Below are 21598 nucleotides of genomic sequence, written 5' to 3'. Positions count from 1 at the left end.
CTTGCGCTCGACCTCGAGATGACGCGAGGGCTGCGACGCTTTTGCAGGCATCTGTTCGGCTCCGTTGCGGGCGCGTCACCGCGGCCGTGAATGGACGGTGGGAAATGAGCACCCATAGCCTGCCATACGGAAACGACGCGCCCGCCGCGGATCGGACGGTCAGTGCAGCGCCCAGCCGTAACGGCGGCCGCTACCGATCGCCGTCAGCCGGGCGGTGGTGGCGGCTGCTGCATGTGCATCGCCAGGTCGCTCAGCTCCAGAATCGTCTGGATCTCGGTGTCGCGGAAGGGCCGTCCGTCGGGGCCCAGCAGGTCGTGAAACCACTCCTGCGGCATCGCAGGGTCCGGATTCGGGTGGTCCCAGGAATCCCACGGGAAGAAGGTCTGCGTCTTCCCGGCGACCAGGCCCCAGTTGAACGCGCCGACTCCTGCACGCTTTGCGATGGGCAGAATGCCTTGCACCGTGCTGCCCAGCGGGCGGGCCATGTACTCGGTGCACAGTATCGGGCGCCCCAGCGGGACGAGCTCGGCGATGCGTCTCTCGAACTCCGCCGGCTCGGCGTAGGAGTGGAACGTGATGACGTCGGAGTTGTCGAGCTGGATGCCACTGATGACGCTGCGGCGTCCCGGGTCGGCCCACTCGCCTTGCCAGACTCCACTGGTCAACGGCTGGCAGGGATCGACCAGCCGCGCCCACTCGAACACCTGGGGGAGCAGCTGGGCGACCAGGTCCACCTTGTCTTTGCGTTCGACCGAGGCGTAGGCGTTCGCGGGGTTGTCGGGCTCGTTCCAGAGGTCCCAGCCCAGGACGCGGTCGTCGCTACGGAACTGCGTCAGGACTCCGGTGACATAGCCGCGCATGGTGTGCAGGTAGCCACGATCGTCCAGGCGCGCCGCCCCCGGGCCCTGCACCCAGCCGGAGTTGTGAATGCCCGGCCGCGGCGCGCGCTGTGGGCCGGCCTGGGGGAACGGGTCCCAGCACGAATCGAATAAGACGAACAGCGGTTTGATGCCGTGGCGGGCGGCGATGTCGACGAACCGGGCGAGACGGCCCTGGAACCCGCGATAGTCCTGCGCCCAGAGCTGGTCGTGCAGGAAGACCCGTATCGCATTGAACCCGTTGGACCGCGCCCAGCCCAGTTCGGTATCGATGCGTGCGGGGTCGAAGGTTTCGCGCTGGAACATCTCTAGCTGATTGATGGCGTTTGAGGTGATGTAGTTCGCGCCGACCGGCCAGCCTTGCGCCTGATACCAGCGGTTGGCCCGCTCGGGCGTCCACCTGCTTGCTTGCGGCGAGGTGCGAGATGGTTTGGCGGACGCGTGTGGTGTCTGGGCCAAAGCCATGCCTCCCGCCACCAGCAGCGGCAACGTCAGCACCATTCGACGGTGCACGAAGTCACCGCGGTTCCCCCGGTCGATGTGGTCCACCCCTGATAGTTCGGATCGCCCCCGCGAGCCATCGTACATCCATGTACCGCAACGCTTTTCAGTGGTTTCGTTCCGACATGAATAACGTGGTCAGCCAGGCGCGAACCTCAGACCCGCGAGGTGAGCGCGCAAACTTCGCTGCCGATCGGCGTGAATCCGCTAAGGGCGATCAGAAGCAGTGCTCGTCGGCGGGGAAGACCCCGCTGGCCACCTCGTCCGCATATTGCGTTGCCGCTCGGCGCAATTCCCCGCCGATGTCCGCGAACCGCTTGACGAAGCGGGCGGCCTTGCCGCCGCTCATCCCGGCCATGTCCTGCCAAACCAGCACCTGGCCGTCGCAGTTCGGTCCGGCGCCGATCCCGATGGTCGGGATGGTCAGCTTGCCGGTGATCTGGGTGGCCAGCTCGGCCGGCACCATCTCCATGACGACGGAGAACGCGCCGGCCTCCGCGACGGCGATCGCGTCGTGAACCGTCTGCTCCGCCGCGTCACCGCGGCCCTGCACTCGGAACCCGCCCAGGCCGTTGACGCTTTGCGGAGTGAACCCGATGTGCGCCATCACCGGGATTCCGGCGGCGGTCAGGCAGGCGATCTGCTCGGCAACCCGCTCGCCGCCCTCGAGCTTGACCGCGTGTGCGCCGCCCTCCTTCATGAACCGGGTGGCGGCGGCCAGCGCGGCGGCCGGCCCGGCCTCGTAGCTGCCGAACGGCAGGTCGGCGACGACGAGGGCGTGCGGGGCACCCCGCACCACGCCACGCACCAGCGGAATCAACTCGTCGATCGAGACGGGAACGGTGGTGTCATAGCCGTACACCACATTGGCCGCCGAGTCGCCGACCAGCAGGACGGGGATGCCGGCCTCGTCGAAAATCCGGGCGGTCGAATAGTCGTAGGCCGTGAGCATGGCCCACTTGTGGCCTTCGGCCTTCATCTTCTGCAGGTGGTGGGTGCGAATCTTGGGTCTCGCCTTTTCAGGCTGCGCAGGCGAGTTGGCACCGTAAAGGTTGTGCTCAGACATCATTGTCCCTAGTGGTGGTCGGTTCGATCCTCGTGGCCGTCAGTCTTTTGAAAGATCTTGAGACGGTCCCCGGGTTCGTTTGACTATTCGATTCTGCCATTTCTTTTGCGCAGTTGCACCGCCGAGGCGGTGTGAGACATACCATGCGCGCATGCAGCGGCTGAGTGGACTGGACGCCAGCTTCCTGTATGTGGAAACGTCGTCACAGCCCATGCATGTGTGTTCGATCGTCGAACTGGACACCTCGACGGTGCCGGGTGGCTACAGCTTCGAGCGGCTGCGCGACGCCCTTGGACTGCGCATCAAGGCGATCCCGACGTTCCGCGAAAAACTCGCCAACAGTCCGCTGAATCTCGACCATCCGGTCTGGGTGGACGACGAGGAATTCAACATCGATCGCCACCTGCACCGGATCGCGGTGCCCGCGCCGGGAGGACGGGCGGAGCTCTCCGAGATCTGCGGCCACATCGCCGAGAGACCGCTGGACCGCGGCCGGCCGCTCTGGGAGATGTGGGTCATCGAGGGTGTGGCGGGCACAGATTGCCACCGCGATGGGCGGCTGGCGGTGATGACCAAGGTGCACCATGCGGGCGTCGACGGGGTGACCGGCGCCAACCTGATGTCGCAGCTGTGCGCGACCGAAGCCGACGCCCCGGCACCGGAGCCCGCCGCGGGCGTCGGCGGAGCTCAGGGTTGGCAGATCGCCGCCGGCGGCCTGGTCCGCTTCGCCAGGCGACCGCTGCACCTGGCCAACGTCGTACCCGACACCGTCTCGTCTCTGCTCGCCACGGCGCGACGCGCGCGCGCCGGCCTCGCGATGGCCCGTCCTTTTACGGCGCCCGGAACCGTGTTCAACGGCAGGATCAGTGAGCGGCGCAACGTCGCTTATGCCGAACTGGACCTGGATGGCATCAAAACCGTCAAGAACCGTTTCGGGGTCAAAGTCAACGACGTCGTCATGGCGCTGGTTTCCGGGGTGCTTCGCCAATACCTGACGGACCGAAACGAATTGCCGAATTCCTCGCTGGTGGCGTCGGTCCCGGTTTCCGTGCACGGCAAATCCGACCGGCCCGGCCGCAATCAGGTATCGGCGATGTTTTCGAGTTTGCACACGCAGATCGCCGATCCGGCCGAACGCCTGAAGGCCATTGCCCAGGCCAATTCAATTGCGAAAGAACACAGTTCAGCCATCGGGGCGTCACTGCTGCAGGATTGGTCGCAATTCGCGGCCCCGGCGGTTTCGGCATCGCGATGCGGCTCTATTCGAGAACCCCGTTTACCGAGAGCATGCCGGTGCACAATTTGGTGGTCTCGAACGTGCCGGGTCCGCAGGTTGCGCTCTACATGCTGGGCTGCGAAGTCAAATCGATGTATCCGTTGGGCCCGATATTTCACGGCTCGGGACTCAACATCACCGCGATGTCGCTGCGGGGCAAACTCGACATCGGCCTGGTCGCTTGCCCGGACCTGCTGCCGGACTTGTGGGAGATGGCTGACGAGTTCGCCGTGGGGATGGAGGAGCTGCTCGCGCTCGCGGGGTAGCCGGCGGCGGGTGCCGCTAATCATGATCTCAGGTTTCCTCTGGCAGCATAGGTTGGCATGGGCCTGACTCGCCGCGGCAATATCGCGCGCACGCTGCTGATCTGGACGTCGATGGCTGCCGTCGCGCTGCTTCTGGCGGGCTGTGTCCGCGTCGTGGTGGGACGCGCCGTCATGTCCGGTCCGAAGCTGGGCCAGGCGGTGGAGTGGACGCCGTGCCGCACCGCGAACCCCAAGGTGAAACTTCCGGCCGGCGCGTTGTGCGGCAAACTGGCCGTCCCGGTCGACTACGACCACGTCGACGGCGACGTGGCGACGCTGGCCATGATTCGTTTCCCCGCGACCGGGGACAAGATCGGCTCGCTGGTGATCAACCCCGGCGGGCCGGGTGAGTCCGGCATCGAGGCGGCGCTGGGCGTCGTCCAGTCGTTGCCGAAGAAAGTCCGCGAACGATTCGACCTGGTCGGGTTTGATCCCCGCGGGGTGGGGTCGTCGCGGCCGGCGGTGTGGTGCAACTCCGACGCCGACAACGATCGGCTGCGCACGGAGCCCAACGTCGACTACAGCCCGGCCGGCGTCGCCCACATGGAGGACGAGACGAAGCAGTTCGTGAGCCGCTGCATCGACAAGATGGGCAAGGACTTCCTGGCCAATGTCGGGACCGTCAACGTCGCACGGGATCTCGACGCCATCCGCGCGGCGCTCGGTGACGAGAAGCTCACCTACCTCGGCTACTCCTATGGCACCCGAATCGGCTCGGCCTATGCCGAGGCCTTCCCACACAACGTGCGGGCCATGATCCTGGACGGGGCCGTCGACCCCAACGCCGACCAGATCGAAGCCGACCTTCGTCAGGCCAAGGGATTCCAGGACGCATTCAACAACTATGCCGCCGAATGCGCGAAGCAGCCGACCTGTCCGCTGGGCAACGACCCGGCCAAAGCGGTGGACGTCTACCACAGCCTGGTCGACCCGATGGTCGACCCGAACAACCCCATGGTCGGCCGGCCGGTCCCGACGAACGACCCGCGCGGCCTGGGCTACAGCGACGCGATCATCGGCACCATCATGGCCCTGTACTCGCCGAACCTGTGGCATCACCTGACCGACGGTCTTTCCGAACTCGTCGACCACCACGGCGACACCCTGCTCGCCCTAGCCGACATGTACATGCGCCGCGACTCGCACGGCCACTACACCAACGCCACCGACGCGCGGGTGGCGGTCAACTGCGTGGACCAACCGCCGATTACCGACCGCGCCAAGGTGATCGACGAAGACCGACGCTCCCGCGAGGTCGCCCCGTTCATGAGCTACGGGCAGTTCACCGGCAACGCGCCGCTGGGCACCTGCGCGTTCTGGCCGGTGCCGCCAACCAGCAAGCCGCACACCATTTCCGCGCCCGGCCTGGCGCCCACGGTGGTGGTGTCCACGACCCACGATCCGGCCACCCCGTACAAGGCCGGCGTCGATCTGGCGAACGAGCTACGCAGCTCGCTGCTCACCTACGACGGCACCCAACACACCGTCGTCTTCCAGGGCGACGGCTGCATCGACAACTACGTGACGGCGTATTTGGTCGGCGGCTCGATTCCGCCCAACGGCGCCAAGTGTTAGGCACGCAGTCACGCGGACGCCGAACGTGCACTCACGGCGAGTTTTTCGTCGATTCTTCGCCGTGAGCGCACGCTCGGTGACGACGGCAGCCGAGACCAAGGCGTAACCGTTTCGCGCTGCGACGGGTACCCAGGGCTGCAACGATGACAGCCATGTCGCGCCTGAGATCCCTGAGCTCGGCGCTGTTTTCCTTGGTGATCCTCTGTGGTCCGTGCCTCGTCGCGCCGTCCACGGCAGGCGCAACGCCCGAACCGGGTGCCGGGCAGACGCCGGGCCCGAATCCGCCGTCGGCCGCGGTGCCGCAGGGGTGGGGCAACTGCAGCCAATTCGTCGGTGACACAAGCGATATCCCCACCGCGCAGTGCACGACCGTGCCGGTACCGATCGACTACAACAATCCCGCCGGCGCGCAGGCCAAGCTGGCGGTGATCCGGATACCCGCGACGGGACAGCGGATCGGATCCCTGCTGGTCAATCCCGGCGGTCCCGGCGGCTCGGCTGTCGACATGGTGTCCTCGATGGCCCCGGAGCTGCAGGACTCTCCGATCAGACGCAATTTCGACCTGGTCGGCTTCGATCCGCGTGGGGTGGGCCATTCGACCCCAGCGCTGCGGTGCCGCACCGACGCCGAGTTCGACGCGTACCGGCGTGAGCCGATGGTCGACTACAGCCCCGGCGGGGTGGCTCATATCGAGCAGCTCTACCGGCAGCTGGCCCAGCAATGTGTCAACCGGATGGGTACGGCGTTTCTGGCCAACGCCGGCACCGCCTCGGTCGCGCGGGACATGGATGCCGTCCGCCAGGCGCTGGGCGAGGACCAGATCAATTACTTGGGCTACAGCTACGGCACCGAGCTGGGCACCGCCTATCTGGAGAAGTTCAGCGATCACGTGCGCACGATGGTGCTCGACGGCGCGATCGATCCGACCGTCGGGCCGATCGACGAGAACGTGAATCAAATGGCGGGATTCCAAACCGCTTTCAACGACTACGCCACCGACTGCGCGCGCTCGGCGGGCTGCCCGCTGGGCACCGACCCGGCCCAATTCGTCAACCGATACCACGCGCTGGTCAACCCGCTGGTAACCAAGCCCGGTCACACGGCAGACCCGCGCGGCCTCAGCTATGCCGACGCGACCACCGGCACCATCAACGCCCTTTACACGCCGGCCCACTGGAAATATCTGACCAGCGGCCTGCTCGGCCTGGCACGCGGCACCGACGCGGGCGACCTGCTGCTGCTCGCCGACGACTACGACGGGCGCGACAAGGATGGGCACTACTCCAACGACCAGGACGCGTTCAATGCAATCCGCTGCGTCGACGCGCCGAACCCGACCGACCAGGCCAGCTGGGTGAGCGCCGATCAGCGCATCCGCCAGGCGGCCCCGTTCCTCAGCTACGGGCAGTTCACCGGGAATGCTCCGCGCGACGTATGCGCGCTCTGGCCGGTGCCACCGACGTCGGCCCCGCACGCCGCGCCGCCGACCGCTGCCGGCAAGGTCGTCGTCGTCTCCACCACCCATGATCCGGCCACGCCGTATCAGGCCGGCGTCAATTTGGCCCACCAGCTCGGCGGCCCGCTGATCACCTACGACGGCACGCAACACACCGCGGTGTTCAACGGCCACCAATGCGTGGACACCGCCGTCGTCCGGTATTTCGTCGCCGGCACGCCGCCGCCGGCCTCCTACCACTGCCAATCCTGACCAGCGCCGGATAGGGCGACGATCTAAGGCGCGGGCGGAATCAAAGCCCGAGCGGGCTACCGGCGAATCGTTTGCTGATTATCCGTGGTTAGAGCTGGGTATTCGTCTGACCATGCGTTTCATCTATCTCGCTGTCACGGCCGGGCTAGCCGTCGCCGTCCTGTTGATCGCCCCGGCTGTGCTGATGGGCGCGTCTGCTCACGCTGATTACAGTGGCTACCGCCGCTGCGTGGGGAAGATTACCGAACCGATCGGGGAAGCCGACCCGCAGAACTTGCAGCTCGTTGGCGAAATCGAGCAAGACCTCAATTCGGGCGTGACGCCGGCGGCCGAAGCCCAGATTGTTTCCCACAAAGGATTCAACCCACAGCTTGCCCACGGGATTGTTCAGTGTGTGATTGAGGAGCACCCGTAGGAAATCCGGGCGAAGCCATAGCGACCCTTTCGAAGGTCGCGTTGACGCGTAGCCTGGATGCGGGCCGCGTGCTCGCGCTTCGCTCGTTCGTATTAAGCCGACTCGATCGTTGATCGATTGAACTCACTGACGCGCGCGGTCGTTGGCTAGAGGGCGCATCCGGCCCGAGGCGGAATTGCGTTACAGGAGCTCCGAATACCACGGACGCTTTCAGCACCGTTCGAGATGGATCGAGGAGATTTGTTTTGGGAAGATCACGCGACCTCAAGGAGTGGTTTTGGCTTCACGTGGGCCAGCTCAGGGGGACCCTGGATACGATGATGCGGCGCAAGCACTTACAGCTCACGCGGGGAGCGTCGCCGCACCGCGCTGCCGCGTGGACTGACCAGGCAGGCGCAGGTGCCGAATTCGGCCCGGAGGTCTCCTGCTGCGCGCAAGAAGGATGATCGCCTAGTTGCGCGGCGGGGCTCCCGTCGTCAGGCCCAAACAGCGTCCGCGCGCGTCGTAGAGGCCAGGTCAGAGCACAGCGGTACTGATCCGGTAACACAGAATTAACAGCAGTTGCATACTGTTCGAGATATGGATCGACAGAAGGAATTCGTCCTCCGCACCCTTGAGGAACGAGACATCCGCTTCGTTCGGCTGTGGTTTACCGATGTGCTCGGTTTCCTCAAGTCGGTCGCCATCGCCCCGGCCGAACTCGAAGGCGCCTTCGAGGAGGGTATCGGCTTCGACGGGTCCTCGATCGAAGGCTTCTCGCGGGTCTCGGAATCCGACACCGTGGCCAACCCCGACCCGTCCACCTTCCAAGTGCTGCCGTGGGCCTCGCCCAGCGGCCACCACCACTCGGCGCGGATGTTCTGCGACATCACCATGCCGGACGGGTCGCCCTCGTGGGCCGATCCGCGGCACGTGCTGCGCCGCCAGCTGCAGAAGGCCAACGACCTGGGTTTCTCCTGCTACGTGCACCCGGAGATCGAATTCTTCCTGCTCAAGCCGGGCCCCGACGACGGGACGCCGCCGGTTCCCGTCGACAACGCCGGCTACTTCGATCAGGCCGTCCACGACTCCGCCTCGAACTTTCGCCGCCACGCGATCGAAGCCTTGGAATTCATGGGCATCTCGGTGGAATTCAGCCACCACGAGGGCGCGCCCGGCCAGCAGGAGATCGACCTGCGGTTCGCCGACGCGCTGTCGATGGCCGACAACGTGATGACGTTCCGCTACGTCATCAAGGAGGTCGCGATCGAGAACGGCGCCCGCGCGAGCTTCATGCCCAAACCGTTCGGGCAGCATCCCGGCTCGGCCATGCATACCCACATGAGCCTGTTCGAGGGTGACGTCAACGCGTTCCACAGCCCCGACGATCCGCTGCAGCTCTCGGATGTCGGCAAGTCCTTCATCGCCGGGATCCTCGAGCACGCCTCGGAGATCAGCGCGGTCACCAACCAATGGGTCAACTCCTACAAGCGATTGGTGGGAGGCGGCGAGGCGCCCACCGCGGCGTCGTGGGGTGCGGCCAACCGGTCCGCGCTGGTGCGGGTGCCCATGTACACGCCCCACAAGACGTCGTCGCGGCGCGTCGAGGTCCGCAGCCCCGACTCCGCGTGCAATCCATACCTGGCCTTCGCCGTGCTGCTGGCCGCCGGGCTGCGCGGGGTGGAGAAGGGCTACGTCCTGGGCCCGCAGGCCGAGGACAACGTGTGGGACCTGACCGCCGAGGAACGCATCGCGATGGGATATCGCGAACTGCCGACGAGCCTGGACAGCGCGCTACGCGCCATGGAAGCCTCCGAGCTGGTCGCGGAAACGTTGGGGGAGCACGTATTTGACTTCTTCCTGCGTAATAAGCGCACGGAGTGGGCCAACTATCGCAGCCACGTCACCCCGTACGAACTGAGCACCTACTTGTCGCTGTAGCCCGTATCGGGCGCCGATCAGGCTGAAGATCGGCCGGTTGCGCTACGGTCGTGGTCGTGACCAAACCCGCGACGCAGCGCCCCCGGCTGCCCAGCGTCGGCCGGCTCGGGTTGGTCGATCCGCAAGCGGCCGAACGCATGGCGCAGCTGGGTTGGTACGAACACGACGACCAAGCCCACATCGACCTGCTCTGGTCGCTATCGCGCGCGCCGGATCCCGACGCCGCGCTGCTCGCCTTGGTCCGGTTGTCGGAGAACCCCGATGCCGGATGGGATCAGCTCAACGCCGCCCTGCTCGCCGAACGCCCGCTGCGCGGTCGGTTGTTCGGCGTGCTCGGCTCGTCGCTGGCCCTGGGCGATCACCTGATCGCTCAGGCGCAGTCCTGGAAACTCTTGCGCGGCAACGTCAAACTCCCCACCCACGACGAGCTGTGCGACATGTTCACCGACTGCGTCGACGAATCGCTGGTGGCGCCCGGCTCGGCGATGGTGCGGTTGCGCACGCTGTACCGCGACCAGCTGCTGATACTGGCCGCGCTGGATTTGGCCGCGACGGTCGAGGACGAGCCGGTGGTCCCGTTCACCGTCGTGGCGGCCCACCTGTCGGACCTGGCCGATGCCGCGCTGGCCGCCGCACTGCGGGTGGCCGAGAACAGCGTGTGCGGCGACCGCACGCCGCCGCGGCTGGCGGTCATCGCGATGGGCAAATGCGGTGCCCGCGAACTGAACTACGTCAGCGACGTCGACGTCATCTTCGTCGGTGAGCAGGCCGACACGGTCACCACCCGTGTGGCCGGCGAGATGATGCGGCTGGCCTCCGAGGCGTTCTTCCAGGTCGATGCCGGCCTGCGGCCGGAGGGCCGAAGCGGTGAACTGATCCGCACGGTCGAGTCGCACGTCGCCTACTACCAGCGCTGGGCGAAGACCTGGGAGTTCCAGGCGCTGCTGAAAGCCCGGGCGGCGGTGGGCGACGCGGAGCTCGGGCAGCGCTACCTGGACGCGCTGATGCCGATGGTCTGGGTCGCCTGCGAGCGTGAGGACTTCGTGGTCGAGGTGCAGGCCATGCGCCGCCGGGTCGAGCAGCTGGTGCCCGCCGAGGTCCGAGGCCGCGAAATCAAGCTCGGCAGCGGAGGATTGCGCGACGTGGAATTCGCCGTGCAGCTCCTGCAGCTCGTGCACGGCCGCGACGACGACTCGCTGCACGTGGCGTCGACGGTGGATGCGCTGACCGCGCTGGGCCAAGGCGGCTACATCGGACGCGAGGACGCAGCCAACCTCACCGCCTCCTACGAGTTCCTGCGGCTCCTCGAGCATCGGTTACAGCTGCAGCGGCTCAAGCGCACCCACTTGCTGCCCGAGGCCGACGACGAGGAGGCGGTGCGCTGGCTGGCGCGGGCCGCCCACATCCGGCCGGACGGGCGGCACGACGCGGCCGGGGTGCTGCGCGAGGAGTTGCGCCACCAGAACCTGCGGGTGTCCCAGCTGCACGCCAAACTCTTCTATCAGCCGCTGCTGGAATCGATCGGGCCGGCCGGGCTGGACATCGCCCGCGGCATGACCTCCGAAGCCGCCGAGCGCCAGCTGGCGGCGCTGGGCTACGTTGGCCCACAAACCGCGCTGAAACACATGTCGGCCCTGGTCAACCAGAGCGGGCGGCGCGGTCGGGTGCAGTCGGTGCTGCTGCCCCGGCTGCTGAACTGGATGTCGTACTCGCCCGATCCCGACGGCGGGCTGCTGGCCTACCGGCGGCTGTCCGACGCGCTGTCCGGCGAAAGCTGGTATCTGGCCACGCTGCGCGACAAGCCCGCGGTGGCCCGCCGGCTCATGCACGTGCTGGGGACCTCGGCTTACGTGCCGGACCTGCTGATGCGCGCGCCGCGGGTCATTCAGGATTACGGCGATGGGCCGTCCGGCCCGAGGTTGCTCGAGACCGAGCCAGCCGCGGTGGCCCGCGCGCTGATCGCATCGGCCGCCCGTTACTCCGACCCGGTGCGGGCGATCGCCGGGGCGCGCACATTGCGGCGCCGCGAGTTGGCCCGCATCGCGTCCGCCGACCTGCTCGGCATGCTCGAGGTCACCGACGTGTGCGGGGCGCTGACCTCGGTGTGGGTGGCGGTGCTGCAGGCCGCGCTGGAGGCGATGATCCGGGCCAACCTGCCCGTGAACGGAAAGGCACCTGCCGCGATCGCGGTCATCGGCATGGGCCGGCTGGGCGGCGCCGAGTTGGGTTACGGGTCCGACGCCGACGTCATGTTCGTGTGCGAATCGGCGTCCGGGGTCGAGGATCCCGCGGCGGTGCGCTGGGCGACGGGTGTCGCCGAGCAGGTGCGGGCGCTGCTGGGGACGCCCAGCGTCGACCCGCCGCTGGAGGTCGACGCCAACCTGCGGCCTGAGGGACGCCAGGGCCCGCTGGTGCGCACCCTGGCGTCCTACGCCGCCTACTACGAGCAGTGGGCGCAGCCGTGGGAGATCCAGGCGCTGCTTCGGGCGCATTCGGTTGCGGGCGACGAGGAGCTGGGGCAGCGGTTCCTGCTGATGGCCGACAAGACGCGGTATCCCTCGGACGGCGTGTCCGGCGAGGCGATGCAGGAGATCCGGCGCATCAAGGCCCGTGTCGATTCCGAACGGTTGCCGCGCGGCGCGGATCCCAACACCCACACCAAATTGGGGCGTGGGGGCCTGGCCGACGTCGAGTGGACCGTGCAGCTGCTCCAACTGCGGCACGCGCACGAGATCCCGGCTCTGCACAATACGTCGACGCTGCAGTGCCTCGACGCGATCGCCGCGGCGAACCTGGTGCCCGCCGATGAGGTGGAGCTGTTGAGGCAGGCTTGGCTGACAGCGACCCGGGCGCGCAACGCGCTGGTGCTGGTCCGCGGCAAGCCCACGGACCAGCTGCCGGGCCCCGGCCGTCAGCTCAACGCGGTCGCCGTGGCCGCGGGCTGGCCGACCGACGAGGGCGGGGAATTCCTGGATAACTATCTACGGGTTACACGACGAGCAAAAGCGGTGGTGCGCAAGGTGTTTGGAAGTTGAGTCAGGAGGCCGGCGCGTTGGACGCCGTATTCGAGGCGCTCAGCGCGGCGGAGGCCGATCGCGTGACCGCGCTGTACGCTCCGCTGGCCGATGCGGTCCGCGAGCTTGTCGACGCCACCATCCGGACCGAGGCGGACGACGAGGTTGTCGCCGAGGCCAGGAAAGCGATCGAGGCCGTCACCGCGTCGTTGCGGCAGCGCACCCGCCCGGTCGGGGTCAGCTATCGCGTCAACGGTCGCCCGCTGCCGTTGGGCAACGCCGCGATCGGCGTCTGCAATCCCATTGCCCCGCCGATCGTCGTGCACCACGAAGGCGAGGGCCGCTGCTGGAGCGAATTCACCCTCGGCTCGGCCTACGAGGGCCCACCCAAACTGGTGCACGGCGGCGTCAGCGCCCTGGTGCTCGACCACATGCTCGGTGAGGCGGCCAGTGAGGGGCTGTCGAAGGCGCGCTTCACCGGAACCATCACGGTGAAGTATCTGCGCGGCACGCCGCTGGGCCCGCTTCGCTGTGAGGCGTGGGTCGACGGCAAGGAGGGGCGCAAAGTGTTTGCGCGCGGCACCATTTCGGATGCTGCCGGCGTCACCGTCGAAGCCGAAGGCGTCTTCATTGAGCCGGCATGGGCTCAGGACGCGCAGTGAAGTTCTACATCAGCAGCGCCTTTCTGAACACGCGCGAGATCATCGAGCTGGCCAAGGCGGCCGACGATCTGGGTTATGACGGGATCGGTATCCCCGACCACGTCGTCAATCTGGAGACCCTGGACACCCCGTACCCGTACACCAAAGACGGGGAACGGCGCTGGCAGCCCTTCACCGACTGGCCCGATCCTTGGGTTCTCGTCGGTGCGCTGGCTCAGGTCACCACGCGGTTGCGGTTCGTCAACACCGTCTATATCCCCGCGATGCGCAACCCGTACTCGGCGGCGAAAGCCATTGGCACCGCAGCGGTTTTGGCGTCCGGCCGGGTGGAGCTGGGTATCGGCGTGGGGTGGTGCCGTGAGGAATTCGCTTTGATGGGTGAGCGATTCGAGGCCCGCGGCAAGCGCACCGATGAGATCATCGAGCTGATGCGGGCGCTGTGGGCGCCGGGCTGGACGGAGTTCGAGGGCCAGTTTTATCAGGCACCGCGACTGGAGATGCAGCCCACTCCGCCACCGATACCGGTGTATGTCGGCGGCCTGTCCGACATCGCGCTGCGCCGCGCCGCCCGCAATGACGGGTGGATCGGCGATTTGATCAAGTCCGAGCGGGCCATCGACGCGGTCGGAAGGCTGCGGGAGATGCGCGCCGAAAACGGTTTGACCATGGACGATTTCACAGTCTTGACACCGCTGACCGACGCATTCACCACCGCCGACTATCGGCGGGTCGAGGACGCGGGCGTCACCGGCATCATCACCATGCCGTGGATGTTCTACGGCGGGCCCGATGCCAGCCTCGACGACAAGATCGACGGCATGCAACGCTTCCGCAAGGACCTCGCGCTCGACGGCTAGAGGCTGCGACACGTAAATAATGGCGACGACGCGCCGCCGAGGTCCGCCATGGTCTATGTTTCGGGACACCCGGCGTTGACCCGCTCGCGGCGCGAAAAATTGGCGCATAATTGGGCCAAGGGCCGAAGCTGGCTTTTCGCCAATGACCGGGCGGCTTCGGGCAGATTGGGTAAAGCATGATGACCGACAATTTCAATGCGAGTCAGTTCTCGCCCGGTGACCTTATCGAGCAGGCCCTCGATATCATCATGAACCGCTTTGATCTCGACGCCGAACAAGCCTTGAAAGTGCTCCGCAGCATGTCACGCGAAACGAGGACACAGATGTGCGTGGTCGCCGAGCGACTAATCGACGACAACGACCCCTCGGAAGCCGTGCCTGAAAAGAATGCGCCGCTTCGGCTCGTGCCTGAAGACGAAACGATACTTTGACGGCCATTGCCATTGAGCACCAAATAAACGCGATTAACACCGCGGTTGCCGGGTAAACCTACGCAATGGTGCGTGATATCAGGATTATCGACGCCGAACTGCGATCCGTAGCGGCGCTCCGCCGTGCGGCTCGCGAGCGGGGCGGTCCGCTACCGTCGATAGACGCGGCAGATGCGCTACTCGACGAACGCTACGAGCTGACGCGCTTCACACCTGTTCGAGAGGTCGCGAAGGCGTAGAGTTCTTCGGCTCGGCCCATGAGACGGGTCGGCGGCAGGTACAAATGCGCTTTCGCGCAGCCATGAGGCGCCGACCTACTTGGTCACCCACCACCGCCCACGCGGCAAATACCTATGCCGCGGGTCTCGTGTCGACAATGCGCCGGCCCCGCCATCCAAGCGTTCTGCGCGCTCGATGCGGGTCGCGCTTTGCGCGACTGTTGCGGGCACTTGCGGCTCGGCGCAAATGAGTTCACCCGCTCGGCGATCGGTGAATGATCGCCGAGCGGGTGTCGTCGCTGGAACCTGTTGCGTACCGATCGGCCGCCTGCACTGCGCAGCCGCCGACCAGTACGCGAGCCTGCTTATACGTCGTAGTACAGCGCGAATTCGTAAGGGTGCGGCCGGATTTGGACCGGCAGGATCTCGTTCTCACGCTTGAAGCTGATCCACGTCTCGATGAGGTCGGGCGTGAACACGCCGCCCTCGGTGAGGTATTCGTGGTCTTCTTCCAGCCGATCGATCACCGCGGACAGCTGCGTGGGCGCCTGCGGGATGTTGGCGGCCTCCTCGGGCGGCAACTCGTAGAGGTCCTTGTCGACCGGCGCCTGCGGCTCGATCTTGTTCTTGATGCCATCCAGGCCGGCCATCAGCATGGCCGAGAACGCCAGGTACGGGTTGCCCGACGAGTCGGGGCAACGGAACTCCAGCCGCTTGGCCTTCGGGTTGGTGCCGGTGATCGGGATGCGGACACACGCCGACCGGTTGCGCTGGCTGTAGACCAGGTTGATCGGCGCCTCGTAGCCCGGCACCAGACGCTTGTAAGAGTTCACGGTGGGGTTGGTGAACGCCAGCAGCGACGGCGCGTGGTGCAGCAGGCCGCCGATGTAGTGGCGGGCGGTGTCCGACAGGCCGGCATACCCGGTCTCGTCGTACATCAGCGGGCTGCCGTCCTTCCACAGCGACTGGTGGGTGTGCATGCCGGAGCCGTTGTCACCGAACAGCGGCTTGGGCATGAACGTGACGGTCTTGCCGTTCTGCCAGGCCGTGTTCTTGACGATGTACTTGTAGAGCATCATGTCGTCGGCCGCGTGCAGCAGCGTGTTGAACTTGTAGTTGATCTCGGCCTGGCCGCCGGTACCCACCTCGTGGTGGCCCTTCTCCAGGCTGAAGCCGGCCGTGATCAGGTTGGACAGCATCTTGTCGCGGAGGTCGACGTAGTGGTCGACCGGGGCGACGGGGAAGTAGCCACCCTTCGGGCGCACCTTGTAGCCCCGGTTCGGGCTGCCGTCCAGCTCATTCGGCGAGCCGGTGTTCCACCAGCCCGCGATCGCGTCGATCTCGTAGAACGAGCCGTTGGTGCGCGAGTCGAAGCTCACCGAGTCGAAGATGTAGAACTCCGCCTCGGCGCCGAAGTAGGCGGTGTCGGCCACTCCGGTGCTGATCAGGTAGTTCTCGGCCTTGCGGGCAATGTTGCGCGGGTCGCGCGAGTACGGCTCGAGCGTGAACGGGTCGTGCACGAAGAAGTTGAGGTTCAGCGTCTTGGCTTCGCGGAACAAGTCGATCTGCGCCGTCGCGGGATCGGGGAGGAGCAGCATGTCGGATTCGTGAATGGACTGGAATCCGCGAATCGACGAGCCATCGAAGGCCAGGCCGTCCTCAAAAACGCTCTCGTCGAAGAACGAAATCGGGATCGTGAAATGCTGCATGATGCCGGGCAGGTCACAGAACCGGACGTCGACAAATTCGACGTTTTCGTCCTTGGCGAGCTTGAAGACGTCGTCGGGCGTCGTTTCCGTCACAGAGTGCTCCTTTACTTGGTGAGATCCGCGGCCTGACGCTATGGAGCAGATGTTGCCCGTCAGTCAACCCGATGTTGCGCGCACGTTACGTGACCATGCCACACGCTAGAAGTGGCCACTTTGGCGCGGGTTCTATTGTGGGGCCATGGATCGCAAGATCGTATCTTTTCCGGTGTCCTGGCGCACCGCCAGCCCTCCGTACCATGCCGTTCCGGCCGGTTATTCGGACTCCGGTCCGCGCCGATGATGGCGGAATCGCGATCCGCATACCCCGGGGAAAAGCTCGGATTTCCGCAGAGCGGACCGGGCTCCCTGGCGCCGATGGGGCGGCGGTTGGGCGCGTTGATGATCGACTGGCTGATTTCCTACGGTTTGGCCGCACTGGCCATGCGCCTCGGCTGGTTCTCCCAACCGGCGCTGGCCACCGCCGTCCTGGTGATCTGGTTCGTGCTGGGCGTGGTCTTTCTGCGACTGTTCGGGTTCACCCCCGGCCAGCTGGCGCTACGCCTGCAGGTCGTGACGGTCGACGGGCGCGGGTCGGTCGGCCTGGGCCGGGCGGTGGTGCGCGGCGTGCTGGTCGGGACGGTGGTGCCTGCGTTGTTCACCGACTTCGACGGCCGCGGAATGCAGGACCGGCTGACCGCGACGGCCGTGGTGCGGCGCTGATCTGATGGCGCCGACCCGTTGCGCCCGGCTTCGCCGCGCTTACGATCGGCTCTGATCTGATGGCGCCGACCCGTTGCGCCCGGCTTCGCCGCGCTTACGATCGGCGCTGATCTGGTGGCGGGGAACTACTTGCGGCGGACCGTGCGCTGTACGCCGCGCATCTTGCCCGAGTTGGGCAGCGGCCCCTTAGGCAGGACGGCGGCGCCGGCCCGCGACCCGAGCGCGGTCAACCGCGACTCAAGCGTGTCCATCTGCTTGACGGTGATGTTGGCCGGCAGCTTGGTGAGGTGGCGCTCCAGCTTGGCCAGCGGCACCTCGTCCTCGCCGTTGCCGACGATGATGTCGTAGATCGGCACGTCCCCGATCAGCCGGGCGGTGCGCTTCTTCTCCTGCGCCAGCAGCGGTCGGACCCGGGTCGAGGCTCCCTCGCCGACCAGGATGACGCCGGGCCGCCCGATCACCCGGTGAACCGCGTCGAAGTGGCCGGTCGCGGCCACCCCCGGGGTCACCCGCCACTTGCCGCGCAGGTTGTCCAAAGCCCATGCGGCGGCCCCGGTTTGGCCTTCGGCTTTGCGGTAGACCGACTTCTGGGCGCGGCGGCCGAACACGATGAAGGCGACCAGGCCGCCCAGCACGACGCCGAGCGGGATCAGGGTGATCATCGTCAGCCCGCCGGCCCAGATACCGACCCCTACCGAGATGCCGACGATCAGCACGAAGGCGCCGGTCATGTAGGGCAGGAGGCGCTTGTCCTCTTGGCGCTGAATCTTGAACGCCTGCCACAACTGGGTGCGGCGTTCCCGCGCGGCGGCCTTGCGGGCTGCCTGCGCCTCCGCTCGGGCGGCCTTGTTCTCAGCGGCATTGCGGGGTTTAGCCATAGTCAAAGAATACGTAGGGCCGAGACCGGCCGAGGCCGCTACCGTGCCGTGGCGTCGTCGGCGCGGCTGCGGGCGGCTTGCTCGTAGAGCCGTCCCGCGCGGTAGGACGAGCGCACCAGCGGCCCGGCCAGCACCCCGGCGAAGCCCAACTCCTCGGCGTAGTGCGCGAACTCGACGAATTCCTCCGGCTTCACCCAGCGCTCGACGGGGTGGTGGCGGGCCGACGGGCGCAGGTACTGGGTGATGGTGATGATGTCGCAGCCGGCATCGTGCAGGTCGGCGAGCGCGGTGCGCACCTCGTGCGGGGTCTCGCCCATGCCGAGGATGAGGTTGCTCTTGGTGACCAGGCCGAAGTCGCGCGCCGCGGTCAGCACGTCGAGGCTGCGCCGGTAGGTGAAGGCGGGCCGGATCCGTTTGAAGATGCGCGGCACGGTTTCGACGTTGTGCGCCAACACTTCCGGGCGCGACTCGAAGACTTCGGCGAGCCGGGTGGGCTCGGCGTTGAAGTCGGGGATCAACAGCTCGACGCCGGTCGACGGGTTGAGTTCCTTGATGGCGCGCACGGTCTCGGCGTACAGCCACGCTCCGCCGTCGGGCAGGTCGTCGCGGGCCACCCCGGTGACGGTGGCGTAGCGCAGGCCCATCGTGCGCACGCTATCGGCGACCCGCCGGGGCTCGTCGCGATCCAGTTCGGCAGGCTTTCCGGTGTCGATCTGGCAGAAGTCGCAGCGGCGGGTGCACTGATCCCCGCCGATCAGGAAGGTGGCCTCGCGGTCCTCCCAGCATTCGAAGATGTTGGGGCAGCCGGCCTCCTCGCACACCGTGTGCAACCCTTCGCGCCGGACCAGGCTCTTGAGCTGGGTGTACTCCGGGCCCATCCGGGCCCGCACTCTGATCCACGGCGGTTTGCGTTCGATCGGGGTCTCGGCGTTGCGCACCTCCAGGCGCAGGAGTTTGCGTCCTTCCGGTGCGACAGTCACATCGCCGATGCTACGCGGGCGGCCGGTACATGGTCCCGGACCGGCAGCACCCCATCAAGGGCGTCACAGACGGCGTCGCCGACCGCCGTCTGGACATCCTCGACCGACACCGAGCGGCGCAATTCCGCCGACAACGACGTCACTCCGGCGTCGCTGATGCCGCACGGCACGATGGCGCTGAACGCGTCCAGGTCGCAGTCGCAGTTGAGCGCGAACCCGTGCAGGGTTGTCGCGCGCGACACCCGCACCCCGATGGCCGCGACCTTGCGATCGGGCCGGCCGTCGGTGCCCGGCCGGTCCGGGGTCTGGGTGCCGGGCACCCGGCCGGCGTCCAGGCCAAGATCGGCGCAAACCTTGATCAGAGCCTCTTCCAGGCGCCGCACGTAGTTCACCACGTCGAGGGGTTCGGCCAGCCCGATGATCGGATACCCGACCAGCTGGCCGGGACCGTGCCAGGTGATCTTGCCGCCACGGTCGGTGTCGACAACTGGCGTGCCGTCCACCGGCCGTTCGTGCGGCTCGGTGCGCCGGCCCGCGGTATAGACCGCTGGGTGCTCCAGCAGCAGCAGCGTGTCGCTGCCGCCGGCCACTCGGGCGTCGGCCAGGTCGCGTTGCTGCTGCCAGGCCACGCGGTAGTCGACGATGCCGAGCGGGCGGACGTCGATCAGGGCCTGGCTGGACCGGATGGAATCGATCACGTTCGCGACGGTACTCGGCTCGGGCCGGACGGGCCCAGTCCGGTGGCGCTAGTCGTGGTCGCGCCCGGCGGTCGCGTAGGCGAGCGCCTCGCCAATGGTGTTGTGGTGGAAGGTGAAACCGGCACGCTCGAGCGCGGACGGGATGGCCCGCTGCCCCGTCAGCAGGCCCTCGTCGGCGAACTCGCCCAGCGCGGCCCGGATGGCAAAACCGGGCACCATCAACGGGGTTGGACGGTTGACCGCCCGCCCGAATGCGGTGGTGAACTCGGCGTTGGTGACCGGAGCGGGCCCGGTCATGTTCACCGGGCCGGCCAGCTCGGGCTCGAAAATCGCGAACAGCAGCGCCCGCACTTCGTCCTCGAGCGTGATCCACGACATGTACTGCCGCCCGCTTCCCAGCCGGGCGCCCAGGCCGGTGCGAAACAGCGGCCGCAACCGGCCCAACGCGCCACCGGCCGAGGAGAACACCAGCCCGGTGCGGGCCAGCACCACTCGGGCGCCGCCGTACTGGGCGGGCAGCGTGGCGGCTTCCCAGTCCTCGCACAACCGGGCCAGGAAACCCGTTCCCGCACGGTCGTTTTCATCGACAACGCGGTCCTTGGTGTTGCCGTAGAAGCCCACCGCGCTGGCGTTCACCATCGTCGCCACACCCGCGTCCGCGACGGCATGCGCCAAGACTTCGGTGGGCGCGATGCGGCTGTCGCGCAGACTCTGCTTGAAGGCGCCCGACCACCGCCGCCTGCCGATGTTGACACCGCACAGATTGACCACGGCATCGACATCGCCGAGCGTGTCGGGATCGAGGTCACCGGTCTCGGGATTCCAGTGCAGCTCATCGGCGTTCGACGGGGCCCGGCGCACGATGCGCAACACCCGGTGATCGGCGGCGCGCAGGGCCGCGGTGAGGGCGGAGCCGATCAGGCCAGACGAACCCGCAATCGCGATGACGGCGTTCTGACCAGCGCGAGCCACGTTCGCTTGTCCTTCTTTTACAGGCCGAGGTCTGCCTCGAAGGCTCCCTCTTCCAGCCTGTGCTTGATGGTGGTCAGGAAGCGGCCGGCGTCTGCGCCGTCGATGAGTCGGTGGTCATAGGTCAGCGGGAGATAGCAGATCGAACGGACGCCGATCGATTCGTTGCCGCCCTCGTCGACCACGACCCGCGGACGCTTGACGATCGCGCCGGTGCCCAGCATGGCGGCCTGCGGCGGGACCAGGATCGGGGTGTCGAACAGCGCCCCCTGGCTACCGATGTTGGTGATCGTGAAGGTGCCGCCGGACAGCTCGTCGGGCTTCAGGTCGCCCGATCGGGCTCGCGCGGCGATGTCGGCGATCGCCCTGGCCAGCCCGGCCAGGGACAGGTCGCCCGCGTTGTGTACGACGGGGGAGAGCAGGCCTTGTTCGGTGTCGACCGCGAAGCCCAGGTGCTCGGCGTCGTAGTACGTGATCTCCTTGGTGTCCTCGTTGTAGCTCGCGTTGACGTTGGGGTGGATCTTCAGCGCGTCGATCACCGCCCGGGCGATGAACGGCAGGAAGGTCAGGTTCACCCCCTCGCGCTCGGCGAAAGCCGCTTTGGCCCTGGCCCGCAACCCGACCAGCCTGGTCATGTCGACCTCGTGGGTCTGGGTGAGTTGGGCTGTCGCCTGCAGGGATTCGCGGGTTTTGTTCGCGGTGATCTGACGGATACGGCTGGCCTTCTGGGTGGTGCCCCGCAGGTGCGCCAGAGCCGGAGCCGGGGTGGGTGCCGGGG

At 67.0% G+C, this 21598-nt stretch carries 17 protein-coding genes and 1 pseudogene; 10 read left to right on the top strand and 8 right to left on the bottom strand.

What is annotated here, in order from left to right:
- Positions 1-203 precede the first annotated feature (203 nt).
- Positions 204-1391 (bottom strand): 1,4-beta-xylanase, encoded by a 1188-nt coding sequence (locus A5652_RS09230; RefSeq protein ID WP_197513864.1) that lies wholly within the window; start codon positions 1389-1391, stop codon positions 204-206.
- Between the two features lie 205 nt (positions 1392-1596).
- The gene (panB, locus tag A5652_RS09225; RefSeq protein ID WP_067349587.1) at positions 1597-2445 is read right to left on the bottom strand and encodes a 3-methyl-2-oxobutanoate hydroxymethyltransferase; all 849 of its coding nucleotides are present in this window, start codon (positions 2443-2445) and stop codon (positions 1597-1599) included.
- 151 nt (positions 2446-2596) lie between these two features.
- Here panB and A5652_RS09220 point away from each other — a divergent pair.
- The 9 genes and pseudogenes from A5652_RS09220 to A5652_RS09180 all read left to right on the top strand — a co-directional run bounded on the left by A5652_RS09220 (position 2597) and on the right by A5652_RS09180 (position 14609).
- Positions 2597-3987 (top strand): annotated as a pseudogene (locus A5652_RS09220) (wax ester/triacylglycerol synthase family O-acyltransferase).
- A gap of 57 nt (positions 3988-4044) precedes the next feature.
- Positions 4045-5601 carry an alpha/beta hydrolase gene (locus tag A5652_RS09215; protein ID WP_067349577.1) on the top strand — a complete coding sequence of 519 codons (1557 nt, stop codon included), beginning with the start codon at positions 4045-4047 and terminating at the stop codon, positions 5599-5601.
- 143 nt (positions 5602-5744) lie between these two features.
- Positions 5745-7310, top strand: coding sequence for an alpha/beta hydrolase (locus A5652_RS09210; RefSeq protein ID WP_067349574.1), 1566 nt, complete (start codon positions 5745-5747; stop codon positions 7308-7310).
- A gap of 112 nt (positions 7311-7422) precedes the next feature.
- Positions 7423-7725, top strand: a complete 303-nt coding sequence (locus A5652_RS09205; RefSeq protein WP_067349570.1) for a hypothetical protein — start codon at positions 7423-7425, stop codon at positions 7723-7725.
- A 579-nt stretch (positions 7726-8304) separates the two neighbouring features.
- On the top strand, positions 8305-9645 hold the full coding sequence (gene glnA / locus A5652_RS09200) for a type I glutamate--ammonia ligase (RefSeq protein ID WP_067349567.1): 1341 nt from the start codon (positions 8305-8307) through the stop codon (positions 9643-9645).
- A 50-nt stretch (positions 9646-9695) separates the two neighbouring features.
- Positions 9696-12680, top strand: a complete 2985-nt coding sequence (locus A5652_RS09195) for a bifunctional [glutamine synthetase] adenylyltransferase/[glutamine synthetase]-adenylyl-L-tyrosine phosphorylase (RefSeq protein WP_067349565.1) — start codon at positions 9696-9698, stop codon at positions 12678-12680.
- Entirely contained in the window at positions 12677-13321 is a 645-nt protein-coding gene (locus tag A5652_RS09190; RefSeq protein WP_082983832.1) for a PaaI family thioesterase, read from the top strand. Before A5652_RS09195 ends, A5652_RS09190 begins: the two co-directional genes overlap by 4 nt.
- Positions 13318-14178 carry a TIGR03619 family F420-dependent LLM class oxidoreductase gene (locus tag A5652_RS09185; protein WP_067349562.1) on the top strand — a complete coding sequence of 287 codons (861 nt, stop codon included), beginning with the start codon at positions 13318-13320 and terminating at the stop codon, positions 14176-14178. Before A5652_RS09190 ends, A5652_RS09185 begins: the two co-directional genes overlap by 4 nt.
- A gap of 179 nt (positions 14179-14357) precedes the next feature.
- On the top strand, positions 14358-14609 hold the full coding sequence (locus tag A5652_RS09180; RefSeq protein ID WP_197513862.1) for an ANTAR domain-containing protein: 252 nt from the start codon (positions 14358-14360) through the stop codon (positions 14607-14609).
- 583 nt (positions 14610-15192) lie between these two features.
- On the opposite strand, the gene glnA (A5652_RS09175) is transcribed toward A5652_RS09180, so the two are convergent.
- A complete protein-coding gene (gene glnA / locus A5652_RS09175) occupies positions 15193-16629 on the bottom strand; it encodes a type I glutamate--ammonia ligase (protein WP_067349557.1) in 1437 nt (478 codons plus the stop codon).
- A gap of 243 nt (positions 16630-16872) precedes the next feature.
- On the opposite strand from glnA (A5652_RS09175), the gene A5652_RS09170 reads away from it, so the two are divergent.
- A complete protein-coding gene (locus A5652_RS09170; RefSeq protein WP_067349554.1) occupies positions 16873-17295 on the top strand; it encodes an RDD family protein in 423 nt (140 codons plus the stop codon).
- Between the two features lie 125 nt (positions 17296-17420).
- Here the strand turns inward: A5652_RS09170 and A5652_RS09165 are convergent, their stop codons facing one another.
- From A5652_RS09165 to sucB, 5 genes are all read right to left on the bottom strand, one after another.
- Positions 17421-18173 (bottom strand): DUF4191 domain-containing protein, encoded by a 753-nt coding sequence (locus tag A5652_RS09165; RefSeq protein WP_067349551.1) that lies wholly within the window; start codon positions 18171-18173, stop codon positions 17421-17423.
- 38 nt (positions 18174-18211) lie between these two features.
- The gene (gene lipA, locus A5652_RS09160) at positions 18212-19153 is read right to left on the bottom strand and encodes a lipoyl synthase (protein WP_067349548.1); all 942 of its coding nucleotides are present in this window, start codon (positions 19151-19153) and stop codon (positions 18212-18214) included.
- On the bottom strand, positions 19150-19851 hold the full coding sequence (gene lipB, locus A5652_RS09155; protein WP_067349546.1) for a lipoyl(octanoyl) transferase LipB: 702 nt from the start codon (positions 19849-19851) through the stop codon (positions 19150-19152). Before lipB ends, lipA begins: the two co-directional genes overlap by 4 nt.
- A gap of 48 nt (positions 19852-19899) precedes the next feature.
- Positions 19900-20823 carry a TIGR01777 family oxidoreductase gene (locus A5652_RS09150; RefSeq protein WP_067349543.1) on the bottom strand — a complete coding sequence of 308 codons (924 nt, stop codon included), beginning with the start codon at positions 20821-20823 and terminating at the stop codon, positions 19900-19902.
- A gap of 17 nt (positions 20824-20840) precedes the next feature.
- The coding region (sucB, locus tag A5652_RS09145) for a 2-oxoglutarate dehydrogenase, E2 component, dihydrolipoamide succinyltransferase (RefSeq protein ID WP_067349540.1) at positions 20841-21598 on the bottom strand (758 nt) is incomplete at its 5' end.

Source organism: Mycobacterium sp. 1165178.9 (genome assembly GCF_001673555.1).
GTDB lineage: Bacteria > Actinomycetota > Actinomycetes > Mycobacteriales > Mycobacteriaceae > Mycobacterium.
This window is presented reverse-complemented; position numbering and strand designations above follow the sequence as displayed.